Annotated in this window: 12 protein-coding genes; all 12 read right to left on the bottom strand. The window is 74.5% G+C overall.

Going from position 1 to position 12,098, the window contains the following annotated elements:
* Nucleotides 1-10: 10 nt before the first annotated feature.
* Nucleotides 11-520: a hypothetical protein gene (locus tag NP064_RS09000; RefSeq protein ID WP_227569309.1), complete on the bottom strand. Its 510-nt coding sequence runs from the start codon at nucleotides 518-520 to the stop codon at nucleotides 11-13.
* Nucleotides 517-1,086 (bottom strand): phage tail protein, encoded by a 570-nt coding sequence (locus NP064_RS08995; protein WP_227569308.1) that lies wholly within the window; start codon nucleotides 1,084-1,086, stop codon nucleotides 517-519. Before NP064_RS08995 ends, NP064_RS09000 begins: the two co-directional genes overlap by 4 nt.
* Before the next feature lie 6 nt (nucleotides 1,087-1,092).
* The gene (locus NP064_RS08990) at nucleotides 1,093-3,039 is read right to left on the bottom strand and encodes a putative baseplate assembly protein (RefSeq protein ID WP_227569307.1); all 1,947 of its coding nucleotides are present in this window, start codon (nucleotides 3,037-3,039) and stop codon (nucleotides 1,093-1,095) included.
* Nucleotides 3,039-3,476 carry a GPW/gp25 family protein gene (locus NP064_RS08985; RefSeq protein ID WP_227569306.1) on the bottom strand — a complete coding sequence of 146 codons (438 nt, stop codon included), beginning with the start codon at nucleotides 3,474-3,476 and terminating at the stop codon, nucleotides 3,039-3,041. The genes NP064_RS08990 and NP064_RS08985 overlap by 1 nt, the downstream gene beginning before the upstream one ends.
* Nucleotides 3,476-5,287 (bottom strand): phage baseplate assembly protein V, encoded by a 1,812-nt coding sequence (locus NP064_RS08980; protein WP_227569305.1) that lies wholly within the window; start codon nucleotides 5,285-5,287, stop codon nucleotides 3,476-3,478. Before NP064_RS08980 ends, NP064_RS08985 begins: the two co-directional genes overlap by 1 nt.
* Nucleotides 5,284-5,940 (bottom strand): CIS tube protein, encoded by a 657-nt coding sequence (locus tag NP064_RS08970; protein ID WP_284439662.1) that lies wholly within the window; start codon nucleotides 5,938-5,940, stop codon nucleotides 5,284-5,286. Before NP064_RS08970 ends, NP064_RS08980 begins: the two co-directional genes overlap by 4 nt.
* Nucleotides 5,940-8,645, bottom strand: coding sequence for a hypothetical protein (locus NP064_RS08965; RefSeq protein ID WP_227569304.1), 2,706 nt, complete (start codon nucleotides 8,643-8,645; stop codon nucleotides 5,940-5,942). Before NP064_RS08965 ends, NP064_RS08970 begins: the two co-directional genes overlap by 1 nt.
* Nucleotides 8,642-9,109, bottom strand: coding sequence for a phage tail protein (locus NP064_RS08960; protein ID WP_227569303.1), 468 nt, complete (start codon nucleotides 9,107-9,109; stop codon nucleotides 8,642-8,644). Before NP064_RS08960 ends, NP064_RS08965 begins: the two co-directional genes overlap by 4 nt.
* Nucleotides 9,096-9,275 carry a DUF6760 family protein gene (locus tag NP064_RS08955; protein WP_066589098.1) on the bottom strand — a complete coding sequence of 60 codons (180 nt, stop codon included), beginning with the start codon at nucleotides 9,273-9,275 and terminating at the stop codon, nucleotides 9,096-9,098. Before NP064_RS08955 ends, NP064_RS08960 begins: the two co-directional genes overlap by 14 nt.
* A gap of 3 nt (nucleotides 9,276-9,278) precedes the next feature.
* Entirely contained in the window at nucleotides 9,279-9,779 is a 501-nt protein-coding gene (locus tag NP064_RS08950) for a hypothetical protein (protein WP_227569405.1), read from the bottom strand.
* A 2-nt stretch (nucleotides 9,780-9,781) separates the two neighbouring features.
* Complete coding sequence (locus tag NP064_RS08945) at nucleotides 9,782-10,261, bottom strand: phage tail protein (RefSeq protein ID WP_227569302.1); 480 nt, start codon at nucleotides 10,259-10,261, stop codon at nucleotides 9,782-9,784.
* A 62-nt stretch (nucleotides 10,262-10,323) separates the two neighbouring features.
* Nucleotides 10,324-11,892, bottom strand: a complete 1,569-nt coding sequence (locus NP064_RS08940; RefSeq protein WP_227569301.1) for a phage tail sheath family protein — start codon at nucleotides 11,890-11,892, stop codon at nucleotides 10,324-10,326.
* Nucleotides 11,893-12,098: the final 206 nt, after the last annotated feature.

Below are 12,098 nucleotides of genomic sequence, written 5' to 3'. Positions count from 1 at the left end.
TCGCCCGGTGTCAGCGCAGCGGCCAGGCCGCGACGGCGCCGAGCACCAGGGCGAGCCCGCATCCCGCACCGACCGCGTTCCAGGGCAGCAGCCGCCACGCCCCCAGCTGGGCGAGCGGCGGCAGCGTGAAGGGCTCGGGCGCCGGCGGGACGTGGACCACCGGCGGGGGCGGGGTCATCCCCGAGCCGCACCGCACGCACCGGGTCGCCGATGGCACGTTCAGCTCGGCGCACCCGGGGCAGGGCGTGCTCGCCAGCGCCGCGGAGCCGACGGTCCCCGGGCTGCGGCGCAGGCTGTCCTCGACGCCCTCGTCCACGAGCGCGCGCTCGACCCGGTCCCCGGCCCAGAACAGGGGGAAGTCGCACCGCCCGCAGAAGTCGTCGGCGCTGCGCCTGCCGGACACGACCGTCCCCGGCAGCGCGCACTGCGGGCACTGCCGGGCGACGGGGACGGCGGAAGGGCGAGCCGGGAGCTCGGGTGCGCCGCCCTCATGCGAGCCGGCCTGCTCCTGCGTGGTCATGCGCCCTCGCCGATCGGCGCCGTGGCCGTCGCCCGCTCGTCCCGGGGAACGGCGCCCGCGAGAGGGACCTGCCGGTCGCCGACCCACAGCTCGGCGCGGACGTGCGCCGGGAGCTCCTCGGCGACGCGGGCGGCGAAGTCCGCCTCCTCCAGCATCCCCGTCGTGGCGACGCGCAGGGCCACCCAGCCGGGGTCGTCGCCCGCGCCGCCCTCCGGGAAGACCCCCCCACCGTCGCGGACCTCCACCGGCCCGCCGCTGAGCACCTCGAGCAGGGACACCAGCCCGCGCCGGGTCCCGCGCCAGGGCAGCGACTGCGCGGCGTTGCGGACCAGGTCGCGCTGCAGCCGCTCCGGCAGGGCGGCGTCGACCCCGTCCATGCCGATCCACGTGCCGAGCCAGCGTGCCATCTCCGGGGGCGCGACGCCCGGGTCGGCGAGGTGCCGCAGGTTCTCCGCGTGCGCGAGCAGGGTGTTGGCCTGGGTCTGGAAGATGGACAGGAACCGCACGAAGAAGTCGTCGTCGAGCATCGCCGGGGGGAGCTGGCGCAGCATCCAGTCGTCAGCCACGTCGCCTCACTTGACCACGACCTGGTGGGCGGCCGAGAGGAACAGCGCGTGCGGCTCGAGCCGCAGGGCGTCCCGGCCCACGCCCACCCGGCGGCCGTTGCGCAGGTCGAACGCGAACAGCTGGACCTCGTCCACCCGCTCGACGCCCTCCACGGCCTCGATCAGCTGAGCGACGACGGCTGCTGTCAGATCGGCCTCGAAGGGCCAGCCCGTCCCGTCGGGCCCTCCGGTGAGGGGGTGCACGTAGCGGTGCAGGGCGTCGAGGATCCGGTCGCGCACCATCGGCAGCGGCCTGCCGGGCAGGGCCCGCACGAGCGCCGCGATGCTGACGCCCTGGTAGTAGGGCGTGCCGACCTCGACCGCGACTCCCACCGGCCGACGCTCGTCGAGCACCTCGCACACCGCGTCCAGGAGGTGGCTCGAGAGCGCGAAGTCGTCGATGACGTGCTGGCGGGGGTCGCCGGCGAGCCGGGGCACCACGAGCACCCGCACGGGCTGGCGGCCGTCGGCCGAGGGCAGGCAGCGGGCGCGGGCCACCTCGGCCGACGTCTCGTGGGTGAGCCGCTCGTAGTCGCCCGCCGTCACGGCGCGCATCCCCGTGCGGAGCATGAGCGGCCCGCGGGTCTTCGCCTCGTCCACCGACTCGGCGTCCACACCGCCCGTGGCGGGGCGCAGGTTCGTCACGGAGGCGACCATCGGCACCGTCGAGCGCAACGCGGTGAGGGTGCCCGATCCGACGTTGCCGGCCGCGCCCCCGCCATGGCGGTAGCTCGTCACAGCGACCTCGGCCCCGTCCGGTGGGATGGCGCCGTGCTGGCGCACCGTGCCGTCGGGGTAGCGCACCCGCGGGCCGAACCGCACCTCGCCGGTCGACGAGTCCCAGACCACGTGCAGGTCAGCGGGGCCTGACGCGGAGAAGTCGGGGACCTCCTGCCAGACGGTCGCGGTGTCGTGCGTGATGACGCGCACCACCTCGTCGGGCCGGCGCCGCGCGACCGGGCGGCGGGACACCGTGAAGCGCTGCTCGGGAGTGCCGTCGGAGCGGCCGAGGCGTTCGGCGGGGGCCACGGCGGCGTGCTCGGCCGGGGTCGTGGCGCCCACGGCGTGCGCGCTCAGGGAGTGCAGGCGTGGCGACGCCTCATAGGTGGGCTGCCCCGGCGCGGGCTGCGTGAGCCGGGCGCGGAGCCAGTGCGCGCCCACCCCGGCCAGGGTCAGCGGCTGGTGGACCGGTGGCAGGACGAGCACGATCGAGCCGTCGCGGTTCAAGCCGCCCGTCGTGTCCTCATGGACCTGCGCGGCGACCCAGCCCTCGCCGGACCACACCTCCCAGGCCAGCGGCGGGTTGCGCGGGTCGACGCCGATGCCCTCAGCGTCGGCCTCCACGTCCATGCGCAGCACGAGGCCCGCGAGGGGGTCCGCGAACCCCAGCAGGAGGCTGTCGCCCGGCGCCAGCGGGCTGGACGGGAACACCACCACAGCCTGTCCCGGGTAGCGGAGGTCGCCCAACGCCTCGACGGCGTCCCCGGTGTGCGCGGCCGCGGTGTGCGCGGCGACGAGCGTCGGCGGGATGATGACGCGCTCGCCCACCGTGGCGAACACCACCGGCTCCTGCGCGCCGCCGGCGGCCGTCGCCACCTGCGTCCCCGCGGGCACGACCACTGGCTTGTCGGTCGGGGCGGACAGCCAGAACGTCAGGTCGGTGCGGGCGGTCGAGGCGGGGAACGGCTCGACGCCCACCAGGTTGAGGAAGTGCACGTACAGCCGCTCGGGCACCTGGTTGACGCGGAACAGCACCATCTCGCTCATCCACGCGAACAGCTCGATGAGCGCGACCCCGGGGTCGGACACATTGTGGTTGGTCCACTCTGGGGTGAAGCGCGGGATGAGCCGCTTGGTCTCGTCGACGATGTCCTGGAAGGACCGGTCGTCGAGGTGGGGCGGGGGAAGCGGCATCAGTGCTCCTCGTGCGGGATGACGTAGAACGGGTACACGAGGTTGCGTCGGCTGTTCGTGGACACCACGCGGTACGTGATGCGGATGTGGACGAGGGACGGCACGTCCTCGTCCTGCACGGGCTCGACGTCCTCGACGACGGCGCGCGGCTCCCATTGGGCCAGCGCGTCGCGCACGGCCTCGCTGATCAGGCCGAGCAGGTTCGCGGTGACGGGCTCGAAGAGCAGGTCCCAGATGCGGCACCCGAACTGCGGGCGCATGAGCCGCTCGCCGGGCGCCGTGAGCAGGATGAGCCGGATCGAGCGGTCGATGTCCTCGGGGCCGTGCGTCAGCTTGATCGAGCCCGCGTGGTCGACCTGCAGCGGCCAGCTGAAGCCGCGCCCGATGAAGGACGCGCCCTGGTCGAGCCCGCGCTCCGGCGATGTGGTGGCGTCCATCAGTTGATCTGCACCATCGCTCCCTTGATGACGGCCTGGCCGCCTGCCTGCACCGTCGTGGTCCCCGACCCCTTGAGGTCGACTGTCGTCCCCGACGCCTTGAGGTCGGAGGTCGCCGTGATCTCCACCGAGGACCCCGACAGGGCCAGCTTCTGCCGCGCCTTGACGGTCACGGTCGTGCCGTCGAGCGTGATCGCGCCCTTGCCGTCGAGCGTGATCGTGGCCGATCCCGCGCTGATGGCCAGGGGGACGTCGTCGGGCACAGTGAGGTGGGCCCGGTCCTCGCCCAGACGGAGGCTGTGCTTGCGGCCCGCGAGCTCGAGCAGCACGTGGCGCGCGTCGGCGCCCTGCCCGTCGCCCAGCTCGATCACGTGGCCCAGGCGTGACGTGAGGCGACGGCTGACGACCGCGCCGTTCTCGTCGACAGTGCCCTGGGGGGAACGGTCGCTGGCGCCGAACAGGCCGCCCAGCACGACGGGGTGGCGGACGTCGCCCGACTCGAACCCGACGAGCACCTCGTCGCCGACCTCGGGGACCGCCACCATCCCGCGGTCGACGCCGCCGCCGATGGCCGCCACCCGCGCCCAGGGCGACTCCACCGTCGCCGAGAGGCCGAGCAGCTGCACGCGCACCCGGCCGTGCTTCTCGGGGTCCTTGGTGTCGGTGACGCGGCCCACGGCCAGGCCCACATGGGTGAAGCTGCCCCCGGCGGGCTCCCGGGCCCCGGCCAGGGCGTCGTAGACCGGGCTCGCGGGCCGGTCGCCCGCGACGAACTGGGTCAGGAACCCGCGGCCGTCGTACGTGTGCACCACCTCGCGCAGCTGGTACGAGCCCGAGGACGGGCCGGCGTCGAGGACGGTGACGGACCCGCCCGGTCGGAGGCCCGGTTGCACCGTGCCCCGGCCGCGCGCGAGCACGCTGCCCGACGCCCGCAGCCGTGCCCGCGCGAGAGCCGAGGCCTCCGCGCCGTCGGCGGGGACGCTCGCCGCGTCGAGGACCTCCCCGCCCTGCACGGCCGCCAGGCCGAACCTCTTCCCGATCGGGCTCGAGCCGGCGGCGCCGGTCGAGGCCTCGACCGATTCGATGGGCTGCTGCGCGGCCGGGTCCCACCCACGCACGCGCACGCTCGAGGGCGCCCCCGCCGTCAGCTGCACCTGGAAGTCGCTGAGCGTCGACCCCAGACGCAGCTCCACGTCGTCGCCGCCCGGGCGTGCGGCCCCGGAGCTCGACGAGTTGGGCCACACGTGGAAGGAGCCGCCCTCGACCACCCACTCCATCCCGGCGCGGCGGGTCAGCTCGTCGACGAAGGCCAGGTCGGAGTCGGCCTGCAGCACGTAGGGCTGGACCGCGCCCCCCTCACGCGTCAGGGAGACGTCCGCGTGGCGGCGCACCACCTCGGTGATGATGTCGTCGTAGGACATCTCCAGGTATGTGGCCGCGGTGGTCGACAACGCCAGGCTCGCCGCGACGTCCTCGACCACGACCTTGAGCTCGGAGGACCCCGCTCCACGGTGCTCGACGCCCACGCCCCTCACCGTGCCGACGAACACCGAGACCAGGGCGCCGCGACCGCTGGCTGGCGCCGCCAGCACCTCGACAGTGTCGCCGAGCGTGAGCTGCGGACTCGAGGACAACGCGTACCCCGGGTCCGCGAACCGCAGCGTGCAGCGTCCCACCGTCCGCACGCCGACCTGCACCCGCAGCTCGGTGAGCGCCGCCGCCCACGCGTCGGACAGCGGAGCGCCGTCGACCTTCACGTGCGGGGCGAGGCGGGTGCCCGTCTCCGCGGGGAGGTCGTCGACGGCGCTCATGCGTCCATCCGGGGGACGGACAGCAACGCCCCGGCGCGCAGCTCGAGCGGGTCGGCGATGCCGTTGGCCGACGCCAGCAGGCGCCACCGGGTCGAGTCGCCGTAGTACCGGGCGGCGATCCGGTCGAGCGTCTCCCCGGCCAGCACCCGATGCGCCCGGTGCGGTTGCGGGGTGCCCGAGGTCGGGTTCTGGGGTCCGAAGGCGCGCGACGGCTCGTACTGGCGCATCGTCAGGTCGAGCGTCGCGCGCAGCGGGGTGCCCGTGGATGAGAAGTACGTGAAGGTCAGCGCGAGGTCCGCGATGACCGCGCGGAACGAGTGCAGCTCGCCCCAGTGGAACGTCACGTACGGCGGTCGGGCGTTGCGCGACGTCTCGTCGGTGCCGGGCAGCGACGGGTCGACGTCCATGAGCTCGAGGATCTTGCCCGTGTGCCGCGTGACCGGGGCCCCGTCGTCCGTGGTGTCGAAGAACAGCTCGACCCGCATCCATCCCGGGTTCGCGCCCCCGTACTGCAGCCGGGGGACTCCGCGCCCCGGCATGCGGTGCGCGAGCCAGTCGTTGGAGCGTGTGATCTCCAGCTGCGACGGGTTGAACAGGCACGGCAGACGGTCGCCGCCCTCGATCTCCAGGAACGCCTTCTCAGGGCCGGCCATCAGAACACCCCCCACGCGGAGCGGTGCCCGCGCCGCTCGACCTCGTCGACCAGCCGGGCCTCGACGCGCTCGACGACGGTGTCGACGATCCGCGCCAGCGTCGCCTCGTCCAGCGAGGTCGCCGGAGCGAGGGCCGGTGCGGCCGGACGAGGGAGTGGGGGTGCGTCGGCCAGCGCGTGCGGCATGGGGGCCTGCCTCTCTGGGGTCGAGGTGGGTGCGTCCATCAACCAGGCCATCGCGGCGGGGTCGAGGGACCGGCGCACGGTGGCGCCGACGCCTGACGGGCCACCGGTGGCGGGTCGCGCGACAGCGGGGACGGGAGGGCGTGCGCCCGGCGCGGCGGCCGCGGCCGGGGGCCGTGGCGGCAGGGACGCGCCACGGGGCGGCGCCATCGCGGACGAGGCGGCCAGGCCCCCCAGCAGCGGGGAGCGACGCACCTCTGGGACCGCGCCCCAGGATGAGCCACCCGCCGCGGAGCCGGGCGGCGCCAGCGTGGACGGCCATCCCGCCTCCGACGACGCGCGCACGCCGGCGCTGGCGTCCGCGCGGCCGACCGGCCGCACCCCCACGCTCGGTGCGACGTCAGACGGGCGGACGACAACAGCGCCTGTGCGGCCGCCGACGGCAGGCAGGCCCCCCGCCACGGACCGTCGGAGCGCGACGGGCGACAAGGCGCTCGCGGACATGCCGTCCCGCGCCGCTCGAGGACCCGGCAGCGCCGCGCGAGCGCCGTCGCCAGGCGTCGAGCGGGTCACGCCGCGGACGCCGGCGGACAGCGGGCCCGCAGTGTCGAGGCGTCGGCGGAGCAGGGCCGGTGTGGCAGCGCCGGAGCGGGCCGTGGAGGCGGGCCGGCGGGAACGGGTGGTGGCCGGCGCCGTGGCCGGGGACAGTGCCCGGGCCAGCCGGTGCGGCCGTCGGTGGGCGGGGGCGGGCGCGTCCGCAGGAGTTCCGGCGGGTGACGCGCTCGCGTGGCCGACGCCGAGCGGGCCCGCGGCACGGAGCAGGCGGGACGGCGCCAGGGCGCCATTGGCGGGTCGGACGGCATCTGGCCCATCCAGCCGACGGCCGGGCGGCCCGGACGGGCCTATCGCGGACTGGCCGGTGGACGGCAGGACGGCGCGGGCGATCACGTCACCGCGGCGTGCGTCGACCGTGGCCGATGGGGCGTGGCGCGCACCGCCGAGGATGGGAGGCGTCGAGGCACGCGCTCGCGCGACCTGCCCGCTGCGTCGCTGCTCGACAGCCGACGCGGCGGGGCGCTTGGCGGCGCCGGACGCGTCAGGGACCGTGGCGCCGAGGCCAGGCACGGCAGTGCCAGGGACGGCGGTGCCAGGGACGGCGGTGCGGGGGAGCGCAGTGCCGGGGAGTGCGTGGCCAGGGACGACAGCGCCAGTGACGGCGGGGCGCAGTTCGGTGAACGCGCGGGTAGAGGGAGACCACAGGCGGCGCACGTGCACAGCGGCAGGGGCCGGTGCCAGCATGCGCCGCGCCCCCCGGCCTCCGGGCGCGGTGCGCAGCAGCAGCGCGCGGCCGGCCGTGCCTGACGGCTGGTGCGCGACGACGGGGCGCGCGGGATCGCTCGGCCGCGCCGGCCCGTCACCAGCACCGGCGCGCGGGGCGGCCGCGAGGGCAGGGCCCGTCAGGGGCGTCGGCCCGCCCGCGCCGGCGGCGGCGGACGCGGCGCCCGCCAGGCCACGTGACGCCGGCTCCCCGTGGGCCCGGATGGCGGCTGATGGGTCGAGAGCGAGCTCAGGCGCGGCGATGTTGGTCGCCGCCCTGGCCGGAGCCGTAGTCGTCGCGGTCCCGTCGGTGGTGTGACGCGGGCCGTCGGCCGGGCGCCGGGGAGCGTCGCCGAGCGCCGCGCGGACCTGCGCGCGACGCGCCACGAGCGCGCCCCGGCGCAGCACCCCGGCGCCTGCCGGCACGCCGGGCGCGACGACGCCCGACGCCCGGGGGACGCCCATGGGCGTGGAGGCACGCGGCTCGGGCGCGCTCGACTGGGCGAGCCTGGTCGAGCCACGGGCAGGGCGCGCGCTGCGCCGCACGACGCCGGCGTCGCGCGGAGCGGCCTGCCGGGGCGCGGGGGACGCGACGGGGGACCTGGGCCCAGCGGCGGCGCGCGCCGCGGGCTGCCCGTGCCCAGGCCCCGCGGGCTGCCCCGGCGCGGACCCCTCGCCGCCCCGAGGCGGGCCGGAGGCTTGGGTCGGCGGGGCAGGCCGGCGGCGACGGGTGTCCTGCGCGACCACCATCGGCCCCGCGGCGGCGACCTCCGCGGGAAGGCGGACGGGCAGCGTCGTGGGTGGCGCTGTGGTGGGGGTGCGGCCCGGGGCGCGTCGCGAGGGCTCGGCAGCTCGCGGCTCCCCAGGGCGGCGGGCCGGGGACTCGTCAGCGTGGCCGACCAAGGCCTGCCACTGGGGGCTCCACCAGCGCGGAGGCGCGGAGCCCTGCGCCACGTGGGGAGCCCCGACGGTGCTCGAACCGGCCAGTGTGCGGCGCACGGTGGCGGTCTGCTGCATGGCGTCGGCGAAGCGCGTGCTCGACGCCGCGAGGGCCCCGACCAGCGTCGCGCCCCGCTGTCCGGAGCGAGGCCCCGGGCGGCGCATCCGGGCCGCGACCTGCCGCCCGAGCACCGTGCGCGGGTCGCCGGCGCCCGTGCCGCCGGCGGCCGGCTCACGCGGAGCGCGGCTCGTCGTCGAACTGCTCATGACGTCTTCGCCCGGAAGCCGTTGTGCGCGACCTCGAGGCGCTCGACGAGCTGGTCCTCGCGGTCCACGTCGAAGGCCGGCCCCTCCCAGCGCACAGCGAACACGCCCTGGAGCTCCCAGGCGCGCAGCCGCTCGCCGGTGTAGCTGATCGCCGTCACCGCGCCCGTGCTCCGGGTCAGCTTGTTGCCCCGCGCGGCGAAGTTCTCGCCCGCGGAGTTCGCCACCCAGGTGAAGAGCGCGTCCGACTCGATGAGCCCACGCTCGAACACGAGGTTCGGCCAGCGCAGCACGCCCGGCAGCTTGTGGGCGTACCCGTTCTGGCCGCCCTCGACGTACTCCTCGACGCCCACGCTCAGCTCGAGGCCTCGCAGCTTGCGGAACGTGCCGATCTCGACGCCGTCCACCTCGAAGAGGAAGAGGGCGCTGCTGCTCGGCTCGCCCCCCAACGCCTCAGCTGCCGGCATGGTCGCGCACCGCCTCCCACGCTCGTTCGTTCAGAGATGACACGGCCCGGACCATCCGGACCCTGTCGAGGTGCTCGAGGTCGAGCAGGTCACCGAGAGGCCAGTGCAGGTGGTACGCCAGATAGGCGATCTCCTGCCACAGGGCCTCAGACGGGTAGCGCAGCATGTGTCACCGGCCGTCTGTCGGGATCTCCTCGATCGCCGAACGCCCAGGGCGGACGTAGGCGACGTCGGAGCTGACCCGGCCCGAAGCCGGGTCGTCGGCCGAGGGCGCCGCCGGCGACGGCTCCTCGGCGGCGGCCGGGGCGTTGAGGGCCGGGGCCGCCGTGACCGGGCCCGAGCTGGCGCTCTGCGCCGCCATCAGCTCCTCGTACTCCGCCTGGGAGCCGAAGTTGATGACGCCGTAGAAGTCCTGCAGGAATGCCAGGTCGACCGCGAACAGCCCTTCGATGTCACGGGCCGTGACCAGCTCCATCGTGCCGAGCCGCTCGACCACGCGCGCCAGCACCACCACCGTCAGCCGCGGGTCGTCCGGGCCGTCGATCATCGGGTCGCGCAACGGCTCCAGCTCGTCCCGCGCGGTGGCCAGCCGCATGGTGCCGGTGCGGTGCACCGTCCCGTGCGCGTCGACGTACCCGCGGGGGAGCGTGAAGTCGTACTTCGTCTGCATGGTCACTTGACGCGCTCGAGCCGTTCGATGACGAGCGTGATGCTCTCCTTGACGACGTCGGTGCTCTCGACGCTCAGCTGGTCGGTGGAGATCTTGCTCGGCCACGAGTTGAAGAAGTTGAAGCGGGCGACCTCGTTGCGCGCCGTGTCGTACAGCACGATCGAGCCGTTCTTGCGCTGCCCGGCGCGGTCCGTGGCGACCAGCCCGGTGCCGCGGATCTCGTTGAACCAGTTCCACAGCTTGTCCGACGTCGAGTCGAGCGGCGCGACGCGCGACAGCTGCAGGTCGGAGGTCTGGGTGGCGCTGCCGAGGCCCTTGACCTCCTGCAGCACGCCGCCCGAGCCGGACTGCTTGGAGCGGCTCACGCTCACCTCGATGTCCAGCCCGGAGACGCTGATGAGGGTTGAGATGACCTCGCCGTCGATCTCCAGGAAGAAGTTCTGCGCCACGATGGGGTCATTGGTGAACAGTCCGTCGACCACTGGTGCTCCTCAGGTTGAGATGGGGGCCGCGGGCCCGGTGGTCCGGGCCCGCGGGGCGTCGGTCAGTTGGCCGACTGCTTGTTCTGGCTGATCCGGAAGACGACGAACTCGGCCGGCTTGACCGGCGCCAGCCCCACCTCGACCACGAGCTTGCCCGCGGCGATGGACTCGGGGGTGTTGATCGACGCGTCGCACTTGACGTAGTACGCCTCATTGGCGCTCGACCCGAACAGCGCGCCCGCCTGCCACAGGCCGTGCAGGTAGCCGCTGAGGGTGCGGTTGATGCCCTCCCAGAGCTTGACGTCGTTCGGCTCGAAGACCGCCCACTGGGTGCCCTCCATGATGGTCGACTCGACCATGTTGAACAGGCGTCGCACGTTGATGTACGACCAGTCGGTGTCGGAGGTGAGGGTCCGCGCTCCCCAGATGCGGATGCCCCGTGTGCCGAACGGCCGGATGCAGTTGATGCCGACGGGGTTGAGCAGCGCCTGCTCGTTCTGCGTGATCGAGCGCTCGACGTCGAGAACGCCGCGGATCGTGTCGTTGGCCGGGGCCTTCCACACGCCGCGCGTGTCGTCGGTGCGGGCCCACACGCCGGCGACGTGGCCCGACGGCGGGATCAGCACCTCGGCGTCGCCGCTCGTCGCCGCCGGGTTCTCGACCTTGATCCACGGGTAGTACAGCGTGGCGAACTGGGAGTCGTACATCGCCTCCTCGGAGCGCCACTCCTTGATCTGCTGGGGGCCCATCCCGGGAGGCGCGTCGAGGATGGCCATCCGGTTGGGGTGCTGCTCGCAGTGCGCGATCAGGGCCGTCTGCACGGCCTTCCACAGGCTCAGGTCGATCGTGCCGTCGGCCCGGGTGGCCGCGGTGATGAGGTCCGGGACGATGACCATGGTCACGTCGTCCGCGACTGCGAGGCCGTTGATGCCGGTGCGCGCCGACTCTGAGCCGGCGAACTTGCGACCCGAGACAGGCACCGGGACCGGCGCCGCCTTCTCGAGCGCGTAGGCGCCGGGCTTGAGGAGCTCGAGCTGGCTCTGCAGGTCGACAGCCGCGTCCAGCTGGACGCTCACCTTGACGCGGGTAGAGGTCGCGTTGATCACCGTCGCGGCGTCCCGGGGGCCGCCAAGCGTCAGCTCGGGGTAGGACTCGACGGTCTCATCGCCCTGCACGATCGAGATCGTGAAGGCGGAGGGGCCCTCGGCGTCGGCTCCGCCGTCCACGGACTCCACGATGACAGTGAGGTCGGCGTCGGGCTCGACACTCTCCACGGCGACCGGCAGGCCCAGCGCGCGGTCCGCGGCGGGCAGCGCGCGGCGGGCCGGCTCGCCCGCGGGGTCCGCGTTCGGGACCCGGACGATGTACGCCATCGAGCCGCCGTTGAGGAAGAAGCCGTACACCGACAACGGCAGCACCGCCCCGTCGACGAATCCGCCGTACAGGTTCTCGTACTGCGTCCAGCTCGTCACCAGGCGCGGCGCCAGCCCTTGCGGGTCGTTCGGGTCGTCACCCGGGGCGCGCTCGGTGAAGCCGACGAAGGCGGCGACGGCGGTGGGCGCCGAGGCCAGCACCTTCTGCGACGAGGGCACCTCCTCGACGTACACGCCAGGTGCGGTGTAGGTGGGCACGGACACTCCCTCACGATCGGGTGGTCTGCACGGTCGCGTGTGGCGTCGGGCAGGGGGACTCATGGATCGATCACCGACGTTAAGGACCAGGGGAGTGGCGCCACATCGGTAATCGCTACGCAGATCAGCGACACGCGCGCAATGGACCCAAGTCGCAGCCCTCGATCGGCGATGCTTCCGACGGGGCAGGATCCGCATCACACCGT

It is taken from the genome of Cellulomonas chengniuliangii, from assembly GCF_024508335.1.
GTDB classification, from domain to species: domain Bacteria; phylum Actinomycetota; class Actinomycetes; order Actinomycetales; family Cellulomonadaceae; genus Cellulomonas_A; species Cellulomonas_A chengniuliangii.
The sequence above is the reverse complement of the archived record's forward strand: the minus strand, read 5'-3'. Positions and strand labels throughout refer to the sequence as shown.

Excerpts from the sequence above, each read along its gene's own strand:
- NP064_RS09000 (WP_227569309.1), bottom strand. The coding sequence starts at position 520 with ATGACCACGCAGGAGCAGGCCGGCTCGCATGAGGGCGGCGCACCCGAG.
- NP064_RS08990 (WP_227569307.1), bottom strand. The coding sequence starts at position 3,039 with ATGCCGCTTCCCCCGCCCCACCTCGACGACCGGTCCTTCCAGGACATC.
- NP064_RS08985 (WP_227569306.1), bottom strand. The coding sequence starts at position 3,476 with ATGGACGCCACCACATCGCCGGAGCGCGGGCTCGACCAGGGCGCGTCC.
- NP064_RS08980 (WP_227569305.1), bottom strand. The coding sequence starts at position 5,287 with ATGAGCGCCGTCGACGACCTCCCCGCGGAGACGGGCACCCGCCTCGCC.
- NP064_RS08970 (WP_284439662.1), bottom strand. The coding sequence starts at position 5,940 with ATGGCCGGCCCTGAGAAGGCGTTCCTGGAGATCGAGGGCGGCGACCGT.
- NP064_RS08965 (WP_227569304.1), bottom strand. The coding sequence starts at position 8,645 with ATGAGCAGTTCGACGACGAGCCGCGCTCCGCGTGAGCCGGCCGCCGGC.
- NP064_RS08960 (WP_227569303.1), bottom strand. The coding sequence starts at position 9,109 with ATGCCGGCAGCTGAGGCGTTGGGGGGCGAGCCGAGCAGCAGCGCCCTC.
- NP064_RS08955 (WP_066589098.1), bottom strand. The coding sequence starts at position 9,275 with ATGCTGCGCTACCCGTCTGAGGCCCTGTGGCAGGAGATCGCCTATCTG.
- NP064_RS08950 (WP_227569405.1), bottom strand. The coding sequence starts at position 9,779 with ATGCAGACGAAGTACGACTTCACGCTCCCCCGCGGGTACGTCGACGCG.